At 67.8% G+C, this 14,851-nt stretch carries 15 protein-coding genes and 1 tRNA gene; 4 read left to right on the top strand and 12 right to left on the bottom strand.

Translation table 11 applies throughout. The features are described 5' to 3' along the window. Nucleotides 1-108: 108 nt before the first annotated feature. The 9 genes from MB828_RS09920 to MB828_RS09880 all read right to left on the bottom strand — a co-directional run bounded on the left by MB828_RS09920 (nucleotide 109) and on the right by MB828_RS09880 (nucleotide 7,556). A complete protein-coding gene (locus tag MB828_RS09920; protein ID WP_301647847.1) occupies nucleotides 109-2,235 on the bottom strand; it encodes a hypothetical protein in 2,127 nt (708 codons plus the stop codon). 1 nt (nucleotide 2,236) lies between these two features. Continuing rightward, the gene (locus MB828_RS09915; RefSeq protein WP_301647846.1) at nucleotides 2,237-3,829 is read right to left on the bottom strand and encodes a hypothetical protein; all 1,593 of its coding nucleotides are present in this window, start codon (nucleotides 3,827-3,829) and stop codon (nucleotides 2,237-2,239) included. Between the two features lie 93 nt (nucleotides 3,830-3,922). Further along, nucleotides 3,923-4,165: a hypothetical protein gene (locus tag MB828_RS09910; protein ID WP_301647845.1), complete on the bottom strand. Its 243-nt coding sequence runs from the start codon at nucleotides 4,163-4,165 to the stop codon at nucleotides 3,923-3,925. A gap of 189 nt (nucleotides 4,166-4,354) precedes the next feature. Further along, nucleotides 4,355-5,365 (bottom strand): hypothetical protein, encoded by a 1,011-nt coding sequence (locus MB828_RS09905; RefSeq protein WP_301647844.1) that lies wholly within the window; start codon nucleotides 5,363-5,365, stop codon nucleotides 4,355-4,357. Between the two features lie 14 nt (nucleotides 5,366-5,379). Beyond that, entirely contained in the window at nucleotides 5,380-5,748 is a 369-nt protein-coding gene (locus MB828_RS09900; protein ID WP_301647843.1) for an RRQRL motif-containing zinc-binding protein, read from the bottom strand. After that, a complete protein-coding gene (locus MB828_RS09895; RefSeq protein ID WP_301647842.1) occupies nucleotides 5,748-6,083 on the bottom strand; it encodes a hypothetical protein in 336 nt (111 codons plus the stop codon). Before MB828_RS09895 ends, MB828_RS09900 begins: the two co-directional genes overlap by 1 nt. Continuing rightward, a complete protein-coding gene (locus tag MB828_RS09890; RefSeq protein ID WP_301647975.1) occupies nucleotides 6,080-6,370 on the bottom strand; it encodes a hypothetical protein in 291 nt (96 codons plus the stop codon). The genes MB828_RS09895 and MB828_RS09890 overlap by 4 nt, the downstream gene beginning before the upstream one ends. 532 nt (nucleotides 6,371-6,902) lie before the next feature. Further along, nucleotides 6,903-7,082 (bottom strand): hypothetical protein, encoded by a 180-nt coding sequence (locus MB828_RS09885; protein WP_301647841.1) that lies wholly within the window; start codon nucleotides 7,080-7,082, stop codon nucleotides 6,903-6,905. 90 nt (nucleotides 7,083-7,172) lie between these two features. Beyond that, a complete protein-coding gene (locus tag MB828_RS09880) occupies nucleotides 7,173-7,556 on the bottom strand; it encodes a RapZ C-terminal domain-containing protein (RefSeq protein WP_301647840.1) in 384 nt (127 codons plus the stop codon). Nucleotides 7,557-7,943: 387 nt separating this feature from the next. On the opposite strand from MB828_RS09880, the gene MB828_RS09875 reads away from it, so the two are divergent. Beyond that, a complete protein-coding gene (locus tag MB828_RS09875) occupies nucleotides 7,944-8,753 on the top strand; it encodes a GntR family transcriptional regulator (protein ID WP_301647839.1) in 810 nt (269 codons plus the stop codon). Continuing rightward, nucleotides 8,750-9,415, top strand: a complete 666-nt coding sequence (locus MB828_RS09870; protein WP_301647838.1) for a YdcF family protein — start codon at nucleotides 8,750-8,752, stop codon at nucleotides 9,413-9,415. Before MB828_RS09875 ends, MB828_RS09870 begins: the two co-directional genes overlap by 4 nt. Nucleotides 9,416-9,707: 292 nt before the next feature. On the opposite strand, the gene MB828_RS09865 is transcribed toward MB828_RS09870, so the two are convergent. Next, complete coding sequence (locus MB828_RS09865) at nucleotides 9,708-11,417, bottom strand: replicative DNA helicase (protein WP_301647837.1); 1,710 nt, start codon at nucleotides 11,415-11,417, stop codon at nucleotides 9,708-9,710. A 431-nt stretch (nucleotides 11,418-11,848) separates the two neighbouring features. Between MB828_RS09865 and MB828_RS09860 the strand changes: the two genes are divergently transcribed. Continuing rightward, nucleotides 11,849-11,934, top strand: a tRNA-OTHER gene (locus MB828_RS09860). Nucleotides 11,935-12,285: 351 nt separating this feature from the next. On the opposite strand, the gene MB828_RS09855 is transcribed toward MB828_RS09860, so the two are convergent. Together MB828_RS09855 and MB828_RS09850 are read right to left on the bottom strand one after the other, a co-directional pair. Further along, the gene (locus tag MB828_RS09855) at nucleotides 12,286-12,693 is read right to left on the bottom strand and encodes a hypothetical protein (RefSeq protein ID WP_301647836.1); all 408 of its coding nucleotides are present in this window, start codon (nucleotides 12,691-12,693) and stop codon (nucleotides 12,286-12,288) included. Between the two features lie 421 nt (nucleotides 12,694-13,114). Continuing rightward, nucleotides 13,115-14,035, bottom strand: coding sequence for a bifunctional DNA primase/polymerase (locus MB828_RS09850; protein WP_301647835.1), 921 nt, complete (start codon nucleotides 14,033-14,035; stop codon nucleotides 13,115-13,117). Between the two features lie 362 nt (nucleotides 14,036-14,397). On the opposite strand from MB828_RS09850, the gene MB828_RS09845 reads away from it, so the two are divergent. After that, the gene (locus MB828_RS09845; protein ID WP_133023789.1) at nucleotides 14,398-14,715 is read left to right on the top strand and encodes a hypothetical protein; all 318 of its coding nucleotides are present in this window, start codon (nucleotides 14,398-14,400) and stop codon (nucleotides 14,713-14,715) included. Nucleotides 14,716-14,851 lie beyond the last annotated feature (136 nt).

Here is a 14,851-nt window from a genome sequence, read left to right as displayed (position 1 = left end):
CGGACGGAGATCGTGAAGGACTCGCGGCCATGGGGGGTGGGTAGGAAGGTCCCCGGCACCCAGCCCGGGACTGGAATTGGGATCCGTGGTCCCACCCCCCTTCTCCGTTCATCCGTCGGCACCGGTTCCGGGGGCGTGTTGGCGGTGGACGTAGCGGGCTTTGGTGCCCTCCCCGACGCGGACGGCGGTGCCGTCGCTCACCCATGCCTTGAGCCAGCCGACGACCGTCTGACGGGTCGTGCCGTACTCATCCGCGAGCGCGCGGGCGATCGCGGACGCGCCGGTGCCCTCGGTGCCGGCGCCGAGCAGCAGGGCGAGTGCGGCCTGTTGAGCCGAGTTGTCCTGCTCGCCTCGCAGCGCCGACAGATTCAGCCCCGGCGCCGCGGCCGGCGGCGGCGCCTGCTCGGTCGGGGCGTGCGGGTCGGGCGCGGTCGCGAACTGCGCGTCGATCTCGGCCCGGAAGCGGGCCAGCATCTCGTCTTCCGGCGAGTCCTGCTCGCTCCCACGGCCGTCGTCCAGGGCGGACAACTTCAGGCTCGATGCCGGGCCGTACTGCGTGGCCTTGGTGTCGTTGGTGGGGGTGTGGTCGCGCATCCATGCGGTGCGCTCCGCGTCCCACCGCCGGGCGTAGGCGGATCCGGCGGCCTTCGCGGACACGTCGTCCAGCAGGGGGTGCCGGTCGGAGGTGGCGGCGATGATGTCGCGGATCTGGTTGGGCAGGATCCGCCACGTCTTGAACAGCCCGGCCGAAGACTCGGGGGTGGCCATGAAACCGGCGCCCTTGTAGGGGGCCTGGTCGACGCGCAGGCCGCGGGTGCCGGGGAACATCTTGCTCAGGTCCATGCCCTCGGTCTCACCCCCGGTGAGCGCGACGCGCACCTTGGCTTCCCGGCGGATCATCAGGTTGCCCAGCACGCTGCCGGTCGCTCCGAGGGCGGTCAGGACGGTGCGCAGGCCCATGGCACGGGCGATCCGGATGACTTCGAGGATCTTCTCCGCGAGCTTGCGCATCTGCCGGTCCGGGCTGGCCAGGATCTCCGCACCCTCATCGATCACCAGCATGATCTGCGGAATCTGCGGGCCGATCGGCAGGAGATCGGTGTTGGCCTTGGACAGCAGGTCCTGGTAGCCCATCTTGCGCTGCTTGGCGACCTTCACGGCGGTCTCCAGCATCAGCAAGGCCTCATCGAACGTGCCCGCGAGCCAGTCGACTCCGGGCCGTACCGGCTCGCCATCGCTGCTGTCGATCTGCCCGTTGAGCGCGGGCAGCACCCAGGGCAGACCGGCCGATCCGGCGTTGAGGTCGATCACCCACGTCAGGACGTCTTCGGCGCGGGCGAAGCCGGCCAGGATCGCGTGGACCATGTTGGTCTTGCCCGATCCGGTGGGGCCCACGACCAGAGCGCACTGTTCGCGCAGGTAGGCGAGGATGTTCTCCGCATTGGTGCGGTAGCCCCACGGGATGCCCGTGTGCACCGAGAGCGGGGCGTAGTCGGTGGGGTAGGTGCGCTCTTCCTCCAGGACGTTGACGGTGGTCACGTCGATGATGACCCGGCCCTGGTGGATGCCCGGGGTGGCGACGGCGGTGCAGCCGTGGGGGAGGCGGGCGTCCGCGGACAGGCGCGCGGACTCGGAGGCGATTTTGGCGTAGGTGGCGCCGCCGGGCGGGAGTTCCGCGTCGATGGAGAACCCGGTCCCGGTGGGCCACATCTCGACCCCGAGGACGCGCACGGTCAGGGAGCACACCCGTTGGATGCGGTCGACCCATTCCGCGGCGATGGCCCGGCGCTCCGCGGAGAGTTCCGCGGCGATCTGCCGCTCCTGCGCCGCGATCGCCTCGTCTTCCCGGGCCTCCTCGAACAGCGCGGCGGAGCGGGCGGCGGCGCCGATCCCGACACCGAGGGTGGCCAGCGAGCCGAGAGCGGCCCAGGTCAGGGGGCCGTGGGTCATGGCCCAGGTGGTCCATCCGGCCCCGACGAGCCAGGACGCTGCGCGGGTAGCCAGGGTGCGGCCGGCGTTGCGTACCCGCAGGCCGATCACGGTGTGCCCAAGGGCGCCAGCGGCGCCGACGGCAAGCGCCCAGCCGGGCGGCATGGCGGTGGCGGCGCCGGTCGTGGCGACGGCGAAGGCTCCGGTGGTCGCGGACAGGGCACCGGTCACGGGTCCGTGACCGGCCGCCCAGTCCAGCACCGGGCCACTGCTCTGCTGCGTCTTTGCGATGGCGGTGCTGCTCATCTCAGACGTTCCAGCCCTTCTCTGCCTCGGTGCCGTTGCGAGGGTCTTCGTGGCGGGCGATGTCCTGCGCGTGGACCTTCCGGAACAGCGGGCCCATGTCCTCGGCGACCGCGACGGCGCTCATCAACGCGCCGTAGATGTCGCTGAAGCCGTTGGCGACGTCCTTCTCCAGCGGGAACTCGTTGTCGGAGCGCTCCGCGAGGATCTTCATCACGTTGGCCACGCTGGCCAGTGCGGCCGGGAGCCCTTCGACCATGGCGAGGATCTCCATGCAGTCGTCCGGCTGGTAGGCGTTGGCGGCCTGCTCCATCTCGGAAGCGGCCTCTTCGAACCGGAAACCGGTCACGTGCTCTCCTTCACTGACCTGGACCGTGCTGGGGGCGGGGGTGTGGGTGGGGACCCTGGCGGCGGGCCGCTCGACACGGTCCGCGATGCCTTCCGTGCCGTCGTGGCCGGCCTGCGCGTCGGCGGCGTCCTCCTGCTGCCGCAGGTGCTGGCGGGTGGCTTCGTCGCGCTCCGCGCGCTGGTCAGCCGCCGTCAGCACGAGTCGGCGGAACAGGCGGCGGCCGGGGTGCATCAGGGCCGGGATGTCGAACTTCCGGCCGATGGGGGTGGTGAGCATCCCGAGCAGGCCGGTCGGCAGGGCGAGCAGGGCGGCGAGCAGGCGCCGCCGGTGGAACCGGGCCGCGGACCTGCGCAACGCCTGACGTGCAGCCTTGCGAGCAGGGGCCTTGCGGATGCGGGCGCGCTGAGTGTCGACGGTCCCGCCGTTCTTGGCGTCGCGTTTCGCGCGTTGCTTGGCGACGGCCGCATCCCGCGCGGCACGGGCCTTACGGGCGGTGCCGTCGGCAAGGCGGCCGGTCAGACTAGACCGCTTGCCCGAATGGGTCTTGTTGGAAGGGGTGTTGGTGTTGCGGCGGGCGTCGGCGACCGCGCGGCGGGCCGCGGTGGTCTGTGCCCGTTGCCCGGCACGTGAGCCGGCCGCCTGCTGCTGCGCTGCGCGCAGGGCCCGTATCTGCCGGATCCGGCCCGCGGCCTTGCCGTTCCCGGTGCCGCCCGCACGCGGGGAGGCGCCGCGGCCGGTCGTACTGCTGGTCTTCCCGCTCGGGGTGGTGCCGGTGCTGTTGTGGCGGGCGGCCGGGCCGCTACTGCTGCGGTGCCGGCCCGGTGTGCTGCCGGACCGGCCACCTGCGCGACCGCCACGGGAGCCGGTCAACCCGGTCCCGTTCCTGCCCGTTCCGCCAGCGTTGCCGTGGCGTAGGGCCGTGGTACGGCCGGCGGTGCGGGCGGCGCTCCGGCGGGCGGCGCGGCGGGAGTTGGGGGTGCGGGCGCGGGTGGCGGCGACCGTGCCGAGAACGACCAGCCCGGTCGCGGCGACGGCCGCGGCGATCGGCCCGCCGGCCAGGGAGGTGGCGGCGACCATGCCGACGGTGCTGTTCGCCCCGGACAGGGCGAGCGGGACGACCGGCCAGCCGCCGGGGGTGTGCTCCACCTCCGTCCCGCCCTGCGCCGGGGCGGGCGCGGTCTCGGGCGGCGGGGACGGGTTGGCCGGGGCAGCCTCGACGGCTACCGGCTCGGTGCTGAGTTCCGTCATGCTGTGAGCACTCCTTTGCGGAGTAGAGCAAAGGCCCGGACGCCCTGCCGTCCAAAGCGCGCGTCCGGGCCTTCGCGTTGCGGAAAGCACTGGTCAGAGCTGGTTGGATGCCAGCTCGAAGTAGCCGACCGAGGCACCGCGCAGATTCGCGTCCTGCTCGGTGACGGACCGGTAGATGAAGTGGTAGACGTCCTGCCGGGTGCTGCCCGGCGGGGGCGTGAACGTGCCCTCCTGCGTCACGGAGAACCGGCCCGGCTTCTCCAGCGTGAGGATCCAATGGTGCGTGCCCTGCGCCTGCGGGATGCTGTCGGCGGCGGGGGCGGTCTGCGTGGTCACGGTCTCGGCTCCTGCGTCTCGGTCGGGAGGGGTGATGTTGCTTGCCGGGTCTGCGCGCCGGGTCTGCGAAAGTGCCGCTCGCCGGGGCTCACCGGGTCTGCTTCACTGGTGCTCGACTGCTTCTGGCAGTCGCAACGGCGGCCAGCCCACTAGTCCTGGGCTGGCCGTCATTGGTGTGTGCCGGACGCTCTACGGTTGTGCGTCTTCCGCGTCGATCAGCGCGGCGTACGCCTTGCGCACCCGCTCCTCCTTCGCGGAAAACCCTGCCGCGCGGTATGCGGCCAGGGCCTTGCGGTAGGACAGCGGCGGGTTGTCGGAGTGACGCAGCCACCGCAGCACGACCGTGAGCTGCTCCTCGCTCAGCGGCTCGCCCGGCGCCGGGGTCTCGACACCCGCCACGGCCGCCACGCCAGCGAGCCCGGACAGGTCGACCGGGCCGTGTCCCGCGCCATGCGGGCCGGTCAGTTCGCCGATCGGGGACACGGCACCGACCTGCGGGGACACGGGGGACACACCCGGGGACACACCCTCACCCGACCACTGGCCCAGCACCTGCACCAGATCCTCATCCGAGAACAGCGCCGGAACTTCCCGCACGTCGTCATCGACGGGGTGTTCCTGGGTGAGCTTCGTGAGTTCCGCGGCGGCCTCGTGGCGTACCTTCTGCGCCTTCCCCCGGGCCTTGCGCTCCTCGCGCTCCAGCACGGCCGAGGTCTTGTGCCGGTCAACCTTGGCGCGGGTGACGGCCCGGCCGATAGCGACCTGGTCCCGGGTCGCGCTGCGGACCGCGTCGATCTGCTGCTGCGCTCCGGAGGAAATCCGGGTGGACTCCCGTTCCACGGCCATGATGAGCGTGGCCTTCGCGGCGGCTGGGACCACCGCACCGATGACCGCGACGGCCGCCGTGGCGTACATCAGGCCGTGGGTGAAGAGCACACCGACCGAGGTCACCAGGAACACCCAGCCGAGAACTGCGGGCAGGGTTCCCTTGGAGCCCTGGCGGCGGTGCGCGGTCTCCATGGCCAGCGCGTACAGCCACACCGCGTCGTAGATCCCGGCCACGGTGTACGCGAGCGGTCCGGGCGCCTGGCGGGAGAGGATCTCTCCCACGGCGTAGACGGTCCATCCCAGCGACATGCCGGTCAGCGCGACCGGCAGGCTCCAATGAGCCGCCTTCCGCGCTACTTGCTTGGTTTCCATGTACTTCACTCCGTTCATTGATCGTCGGGATAGGCGCACGGGACGCACACCCCGAGGGATGCGGGGATGACGTATCCGGCGTCTATGCGGCACTGCGGGCAGGTCCGGCGGGCGCGCATCGCGCACTCCAGCGCGCGGCGCCTGGCCGGCGTCATCGGCCGGACCGGCAGGGCCTTGTCGAGCCGGTAGAGGTAGGCGACCAGCGGCCCGCGCCGGTAGCGCGGGCGCAGGATCTGCCCGGCGACCGGCTGCCCGCCGGGGCGCAGACCGCGGGCCCGTAACTGCCGCCTGGTCGCCAGCCCGTCCGGGGCGCAGCGCCAGGGGTAGGTGGGGATGCCGAACCGGGCGCCGTTCGGGTCGAAGCACTTGCCCCACGCGGCCATCAGACCGCGGACCCGACCGGCGCGGGTGCGTGTGCGGGTACGTCGCCGAAGCCGGTCAGCTCCAGCGCGGCGCCCGCGTAGTCGACGGACGCCTTCAACACCCTCGTGCGGCCCCCGCTCTGCTCGCTGTAGACGACGTCGTCCGGGACGATGCCCAGCGCGTCCCGCCAGGTCTCGAAGCCGGCCAGGTCGTCATGGAACCTCAGCCGCAACAGGTCCGGGAACACGGGCGACACGTCGACGTCCGGCGCGGGCAGGTGCCCGAAGTCCACGGCGAGCAGGCGCAGCACCCGCAGCGGCACGGCCAGGCCGTCCAACGTCAGATCCTGGCTCATGCCGCGGCCCCCCGGCGCACCGGACGGCGGCGGGCCGGTCGGGTCAGCGGGACCACGTCGAAGAGCTCCGGGTGGCAGTCGACCACCTGCGCGGCCAGCCGGATCAGGTCCGGCATGCTGCTGTAGTCGGGGTCGGTCAGGATGTCGCGGGCCGCGTCCAGCCGGGCCGCACGCTCCTCCTCCGACTCGCCGTCGACACCGAGCCACAGCTCAAGGGGGGTACCGAGGGCGAGTTCGAGGAAATCCCGAGGATTGTCGGCCCGATGGCCGGACACGAAAGAACGCATGAGAACTCCCAGCTCGAAGAGATGAAAGAGGCCGACGACCGCGAGCAACTCAGCGGCGAGACAGACGGCCGGAAAGGCGGCCACCACCGCGAGCGCGGCGGGCCACAGCGCCCCGACCGGGAGTCGAACCCAGCCTGCGACCATCGGGGCGGTTGAAATCAGCGGCCAGTCAGACCGCGTACGGGTGCGGACCGCGCGGACGTGGCGGCAGCGGATCCTTCGTCTTCTCGTGCTCCGATCCGGCCATCAACGGCTGCCCCGGGCACGGGCGTTGTCCTCACTGCGCTTGTTCTGCTCGGTGTTCTTCCGCGACAGCTCGTCGCGCTGGGCGTCTGTCAAACTGGTGATCACAGGTGCCTCCAACCAGGCGTCTGTGCGCGGGTCCCGGGTTGCCTCCCGGGGCCCGCTCTCGTAACGGAGCCAGCCGATTCCAGCTCCCCCGCCCCGCCCGTACGACCGCCGCGAAGGGCGGGCCGGACGGGCGGGAGAGGCAACCGGCCGCACAGCGGCGGGCCGTGTGCTCAGCGGGTGGTCAGCGGCCCCAGCGGGGAAAGCCGCGGCGCTCGGACTCGTCGATCATTCCGTTCAGGTCCTCGTGGAACGCGGCCTCGCGCTGCTTGTCGCCGTTCTGACGCGCCTCTTCCGCAGCGGCGGCGGCCAGCTCCATGCTCTGCACGAGGTCCGCGTCCGATGCCTTGTTGAACCATGCCATGGCGTGCTCTCCCTGCTCAGGTAGGTTGCGGGTGGAACGCTGAACGGTTCCCCTCACCGCCCGTGCGAGATGGGCGGATCGGGCAGCCGTTCAGCGCTGGACGACGTCTTTGCCCATGTCGCGGTGGCGGACGCTCACCGTGTGGCCGGCGGCGGTCAGCCGGTCGGCCAGGGCGCGGGCGAAGGTGGGGGCACGATGCCGTCCGCCGGCGCAGCCGTCGGCGACCGTCACGGTCCCGGCACTTGGACCGGCCGCGAACGCGGCGACCGCCGTCGCCGTGGCGTCGACCAGCGCGGCGATACCGGGGGTGTCCATCACGGCGGCCCGCACCGGCTCGTCATCGGCGGTCATGTACCGCAACTCCGGGCTCACATGCGGGTCCCGGAAGTGGTGCCGCAAGTCGATGGTGAGATGCGCCGCCGGGGGCGCATCGTGCAGGTAGCCGAACGAGACGATCTCGACAGTCGCGGCCATGCGGACTCCCAGAAGAGTGAAGGGGTGTTCCGGCTCCCCTCAGCGCTGCACGTACGAGACGTGCAGCGGAGGCAACCGGCCCGCAGCTGGTGAGCTGCGGAAACGTTCGATGTCGTGCAGGTGTCTCCTTCGGGAGCGCGCTCCCGTTTCAGGCGTGTGGAGACGTGACCTTTCGGTCTCAAGCCCTCCGGATGACCAGGAGTCCGGGTCCCTCGGCCCGCTCTGTCCCGGGCCCCTAACCGACTGCGGAGGACAGCCAAAGAGGGCTCCCTCCGCCTCGCTGTCCTAGGACTGCGAGCGGCCTGAGAAGAGAATGCATCGCAGTCCTAGGACTGTCAACTGTCCTAGGACTGTGTGCTTCACTTGGATCTGTCGGGAGGAGTCGACATGGCAGCGAAAACGCCAAAGTGGCGGGAACTGGCGGACCGGTATGCCGGGCTGATCAGGAGCGGGGAGATTGCGCCTGACGAGCAGCTTCCGCAGATTCGGGAGCTTGTAGAGGCAGGCGAGGGCTCAAAGGAGACGGTCCACAAGGCCTACAAGACGCTGGAAGCAGAAGGGCTGGTCACGATGACCCGGGGGCGCGGCACCACTGTGCGCCCTCGGCCCCGACTCAAGCGAGTAGGCATCGACCGGTATGACAAAGCCAAATGGCGCGACGGCGATGAGGTCGCGTTCATCGCTGACCGCGTGGCGTCCGGGCGCTCGTACGACCGGAACGAGCAGACTCAGACGGTCAGCCGCGTGAAGGCGCCGGCCGTCGTGGCCGCCGCTTACGGCCTGCATGAGGGCGCCGACGTCTACGCGCGGGCGCGCCTGGTCAAGGAGGGCACGCAGCCGACACACACCCTGACCAGCTACTACCGGCCCGAACACGTAGAAGGAACCCGCATCGTGAACCCTGCTCCGGGTCCGGCCGGGCGGGGCGGCGGGTTCCGCGTCCTGTACGACGCTGGGTACGAGATCGACCACATGACCGAGGAACTGTTCGCGCGCGTGCCCACGGCCGAAGAGGCTCAGCTACTCCAGCTCTCTCCGGGCGAGTGGGTGGTGGAGCTCCACCGGACGACGCGCACGGCAGATGGAACCGTGGTTGAGTTCGCCATCGGGGTGCACGCGGCGACACGGTTCGCATGGTCGTACGACTTCAAGGTGCCCGACTCGGCAAAGACAGAGGTGGAGGGCGAGAGCAAGTGATCTCGGCTCAGGCGTGGGCGGACGCTCAGACACTGTGGGACTTCCAGCAGATGGGCCAGCAGCCCCGTCCATGCTCTGTCGCTGTCGGTCTCGGCAGTCACGACCTGGGGGTGGCTGACACCACAGCGGAGCTGTACCACCGGGGCATGTTCCCGCTCGTCGTCTTCACCGGAGCGACCAGTCGTACGACTCAGGAGCGGATGCCGCGCGGCGAAGCCGAGCACTACCGCGAGCGCGCCATAGAGCTGGGGGTGCCAGCGGAGGCGATCCTCGTGGAGCCCGAAGCGCGGAACACAGGAGACAACATCCGGTTTTCTCGCGCGGCCCTGGAAGAGGTGGGCGTGCCTGTCTCGTCCGTCCTGCTGGTCAGCAAGCCGTACGAGGAACGACGTTCGTACGCGACCGCCCGGAAGCTGTGGCCGGGTGTCGAGTGGGTGTGTGCGTCCACCCCCATGACGCTCCCCGAATACATCGACTCGATCGGAGACGCGCGCCTTGTACTCGACATGATGGTTGGCGCTCAGCAGCGACTCATGATCTACCCCCGGCAGGGGTTCATGATCGAGCAGGAGATTCCCGACGACGTCCGGGCCGCGTTCGAGCGGCTATGCGAAAGCGGCTTCACGAGCCGGCTCGTGCCGGAAACCGCAGATCAGGCCTGACAGGACCGGGGACTACTCCGTCTCCCTTTCCGTCTCATTCACCCCCGTCCGGGGCCGTCCACGGCGGTTCACGCGGCGGACCGGAGTACGGGAATGAACGAGGCTGAACGGCTCCGGATCATGCCCTGACCAGCACGAACAGACCTCGAAAGAGAGCGGGGCGCAAGCGTGAGAGATTGAATGCTTCCCATAGGGAGAAGGGACGCGCAGTTCATCGAAACTAGGCGTCTCTTCGACTGGTCAATCAACGAGCCTGGAGCCCGGGAGGTTATCTCTTCAGGGATCGAACCGTTTAAAGGGCCCCTGTCATGCTTACGAACCTTGCGTAGTGTCCCTGGAAGGCAACTGTGGCTACACCAACAGGACCAGTCCGATTCTTTCCGACGATCAGGTCCGCTTCACCCGCCCTGGGGGACTCGCGGTCGTATGCATCCTCGCGGTGAAGGAGGATCACTGTATCTGCATATTTCTCCAGTGGCCTTGGTACGTCGTGCAGGTCCGGACGCTGGACGGGATATCGATGAGCAGGCCGTTCCGTCTGAAAAAGAGCCACGATAGAGATGTCCAGTCGTTTGGCCAATTTGCGCAACTCGCGAGCCATGAAGGTTAGGTCTCTTTCGTACTCGGCGGGCGAATTCTGAGATTCGAAATCCATGATGTCGATGCTGTCGATTAGAACACACTGCAAATGCTTGAAGCTGCTGAGCCATTCGCAGGATGCCACCAATTCTTGGAAAGTGTAGAGAGGGTCATCCTTCATATATATGGGAGCCTGGGATATGGACGGCATGACCTTTACGAGGCGCTCCCAATCTTCATCTTCCATGGTGGTCGATCTCATGCGATGAAGCGCCACGCGGCCCTCAGCAGACATGATCCGCATTGCCATCTCCTGCTGGCTCATCTGCAAAGACACGAGTAGGCTGGTCCGGGCGTGCCTCAGCGAAATACTGCGCGCGAAGTCGATGGCTAGAGTAGACTTCCCAATCCCAGGGGCGCCGCCCACAATTATGAACTCGCCAGGTTGAAACCCTGAGATCAGTGCGTCAAGTTCGGCGAGTCCGCTTGGAATTGCTTGTCGGGGATGCCTTCTGCCTATTCCCTCGGCTTCATCAAGCGCCGATTCTAGGACAGTGGTGAACCTGCTTATCCTGTGAATTTCTTCAAGGAACGAGAACACCTCGTCCGTGACGCTGTCTACCAGCGAGTCAATATCAGCGATTTGCTCACTGCCTAGTGCTCGGCCAGCCAGGTCTGTGAATGCTCCACCCAGTAGGGCGACCCGTTTCACCTTAGCGATTCGGATGGCTAGGTCCGCGTAGTTCGTCGCATCCGATAGGTCGACATCCATTGCCTGGAGTGAAGTCAGGTACTCTGGCACGTTTATCTCCGTTGAAGTTACCTTCTCGGCAACCTTCTCGCATGAGATATCTTGAGAATCGGCATACAGTTCTAGGAGCGCCCCGTATATCTCCCTGTTGAGTGCAGAGCTAAAGCTATCTGGCGTTATCGGTTCGACGATATCTGCGATTGTCTCGGAAGATTGCAGCATGCAGCTCAATAGGCTTTGCTCAATATGGCTCTCGGCCTCTAGTATTAGCTTGAGAGTGTCTGAAGATGCAATGTTCTCCTTTTTCGATTCTTGGTTGTTGAGATCTTCATTTTTGGCGGTGATGCCCAGTGCGTTATCGTGTGCGGCATCGCGAAGTGTCAGCAGTCTCTGGATGTATTCCTTCGGGTCCTGCGATTCCTCTGATCTGATTTCTCCTTCTCTAATCAACCACAACGCCAGGCTAACTAGTTGCCGAGGGTTGGGTAGCTGTTTACCGTTAAGGATCTTTCCAATAGCCTGATAGTTGACCGTGCCGGGCGCGGAGTTGTCGTTTTTGAGCCCCGTAGATATTTGCCGCAGGCCCGGCCGGCCAGCTTCTGCGTAAGCCTGATGCAGGGCAGCGAGGAGTTGCCGGTGTGGGCCAGCAGGTACCTCTTCCTCGCTTGGCATCGTCAGTCCGCGCTTGCCTCGTGTTGAGCTCAAGTCGCACCCCCGAGTGTCTCCAAGTGTTTCCCAGAGCAGCTTGCCACGCTCACTCGTTGCAGGTCAGGTACTTCGCTGGACTCGCCAAGTGTCTATTTGTGGCGCCAGGCGGATACCTCCCGGGTACGGACGTTGACGCTGGGATTACCGACTACGGAGGGAAGAGCATGCGTCGATGTCAGAAGAGGCGAGCCGATACCGGTCACGGCGACCTTGGGAGGGAGCTCAAGGTGCTTGTGGTTTTGACGGTTGTTCAAGTGACGCTCACTGTTGGTCTCAACGCGCTCACAACGACGGCTCTCTCGTGGGCAAGGTAGCGATGCAGTGAGTCGCATGCGGCCATCCTCTGGCCAGGACACCGACCCTGAGCCTGTTGATTCGAGGGAATGTGCTGGTCAGTGGTGGTCTCGGCTGTAGGGATTGACCGGTCTTGAAAACCGTCGTGGCGAGAGTCACCGTGGGTTCAAATCCCACACCCACCGCATGACACGAACGGCCCCTGACCAGGCAAGACGGTCGGGGGCCGTTGCTGTGTGCGCTCCCCCTCGGGCAGCACTGCCCCCTGGTTTCCCGCTCTGCCGGGCACGGAAGGGACCCGGCTGGGGCACGACCTGAAGGCCTCGGATCATGATCTGAGGTCCCCGGACGGCTCAGGGGATGATCTGCGGCGGATCTGGAACGGGCGCGAGGGGGATGCCGGCGGGTTCCCCGCTGTTCCCCGTGGTTCTTCGCGGGATCTGGCACGCATCTGGCGCGTCCGTCCGGTACATCGCCAGCGGTTGGCAGGGCGCGCGAGTCCTCCGCTGCCGTCCGCGCTTGTCGATGCCAGCTGGTGTCAGATCTCGTCCATGTTCCCCGGGCCCTCGACGCATTTCCCGCTCGGGTCCACTAGGTAGATGACGTCACGGGTCCCCACTGCGCCCTCTGCCTTACCAGGCTCGGGGTTGATGAATGGGCAGACCGACTCCACTCCGCGGACAACGACCTTGTACGTCTGGGGCCACGCGCGTTCCTCGGTCCACCCCATGACGGAACCGCCGCTCTCTCCGGGCTTCCGGTCTGGTTCCCCTTCGACCACAACGCCGAGCTTCCCGCACCCTGGACAACCGAACACGTGGGCATCCCAGGCCGACTCGTTGACCACGTGCACCGGCAGCCCTTTGTCATGGGAACTGCCACACCCCGTAACAGAGACGGCAACGATGCCGAGCGCGACCAGCAGCGAAATACGCGGCCGCTTCATGCGCCGACGGGACACGGCGTCGGGACAGCCTGGTCTCGGAGGCATTCCTGGACTCTCTCGTAATGATGATCCGGACCGAATCATTGCAGGTCACAGCAGAGAAGGACAACGGTCGCCGTTGTCCCTAGACGGTGAGCAGAGCAGAAAGAAGCAGAGCTGCCATCGCAGTGAAGACCCGAGGTTTCCTCCAGCCGGGCCCTGAAGCCTGGCGGTTGAGTTCCCAGGCGCACACGACACCGCCACCCAGGCCAAGCGCGCTTCTCAGCAGGAAGACGGCAGTCTGCATTGTGAGCCTCCAGGAGCGTTCCGGCCGGATGCGGTCGCTCGTGTGTACGTCCGCCGCAGGGGTTCTGTGCAGCCGGGGTTTTCCCAGGCTGCGGAGGTTTTCCCGGGTTGCGGAGGGGGTGGTGTCAGGGGGTGTTCAGGGGCGGTGGCCTGTCATGCGTGCGGCCGAGGCGATTGTCGCGTGGGCTTCGCGTTCTGTCAGGCCCGTGTGGACCGCCGCGTCGATCAGTGGGGCCCGCAGGGCGCGGCCGATGCCGTTCTCGTAGGCGCGGCAGGCCGCCCAGAAGAGGCGGGTGTTGCGCTGGCCCTCGTGGGCGGCGAGGACGAACTGGACCAGGCCCTGGCCGCGGTCGCCGACCGAGGGGTGGGTCGCGGGGTGGGGTGCTCGCGGGGGCGGCAGCAGCAGGCGGAGGAGGGACGGCGGGCAGGGGGCCGGGACCAGGTGGGCGGTGCCGGGGGCGGTGGCGTAGACGCCGTGGTCGGTGCGGGAGCCGGGGCCGACCAGGTAGCCGCCGGCGCCCCTGATGTCGATGCCGGGGGCGAGCCGGCCCGCCGAGTTGGGGATGACGGCGTCCGGTGGTCCGGTCAGCCAGACGTGCCGCCCGCCGCTCGGCGTGAGCACGACGACCGTCGGCGGGATGGTGAACAGGTGCCGCAGCGCCAGTTCGCGCAGGGCGCCGGTGGCGTCCGTGCCGGACTTCACGTCGAGGTCGACGCCGATCAGGCGGTGCGGGGGCAGTCCGCAGGCGATGCCGTAGCCGGTCGCCCAGGGGGCCGCGGCGAACAGCTCGCGGATGCGGGCGGGGTCGGTGGTGGCGTCGTACACCCCGTGTCCGGGACGGCCGCATTCGCCGTGGCAGGGCGGTGGCACGGGTTCCGGGTCGGAGTGCTGGGAGTGGTGGGAGTCCGGGTGTGCGGGTCCGGGCGCGGGGCGGTGCGGGGAGCGCAGCGCCGGGAGCTTGGTCCGGGACAGCGGGATGACGGACAGACCGCGCTCGGCGGCTGACAGGGCGTGTGCGAGGGCCAGCGTCGTGGCCTGCCGGTCGGTGGTGGCCATACCTCCATGTTCGTACGCACGTTCGAAAAAAGAAAGAGGGATTCGCTGTGACACGCCGAGACCGGTGACTTCGTCCGGGATGAACGCCGGAACGGTTCTCCCCTTGTGGTGCTTGAGGGGGTAGATGTCCGGAGTGGTCGTGAGTATGTCGAGAGGCGACCAAAGATGGTGAAAGGGGTTTATCGACTTGTCATCACGCTTGAGGGCGAATAAGGCCTTCCGGGCTGGTTCGCCGGGGATTCGGTGGGCAATTCTGATCTCGCGACGTCGATGACCACCACCGAGGCGGTCGGCCAACTGCCCGGTAAAAAGCCTTACTTGACGTACTCCCGGCACACAGCCGGGCACCGAGAGGAAACAACATGGCAAGCATCCGTACCGCCCGCGTCCTCGCCGCCGTCTCCGCACTTCCGCTCGCCGCGGCTCTCTTTGCCGGTGTCGCGGCAGCGGACAACGGTGCGATCGCGGACAACGGATCGAGCGCCAACGCCGGCGTGGCCGGCATCGTCGGCAGCGGGGTCGGCCACGACAACAACGGCAACTCCTCCACCACCCAGCAGAACGCCGTGGGCAACGGCGCGTCGAACCAGAGCAACACCGCTCAGGTCAACGGCTCCGCCTGGACGGCCCTCCAGCAGGGCAACGACAACGTCGCCGTTCACTTCACCGAGCTGTGGTAGGCCGCGCCTGAACCCTGGTGGGGGGTGTCTGTGGGGATGGCAGCGTGTCCGCGCGGCGGTGCTTCGGCACCGCCGCGCAGGCGTTTTCGGCGCTCCCTCCGCGAGGGCCCGTCCGCCTTGACAGTCGACCGTATCT

The organism is Streptomyces arenae, assembly GCF_022343545.1.
GTDB lineage: Bacteria > Actinomycetota > Actinomycetes > Streptomycetales > Streptomycetaceae > Streptomyces > Streptomyces humi.
Note: the sequence above shows the minus strand (reverse complement) of the source record. Positions and strands in the feature narration are given on the sequence as shown.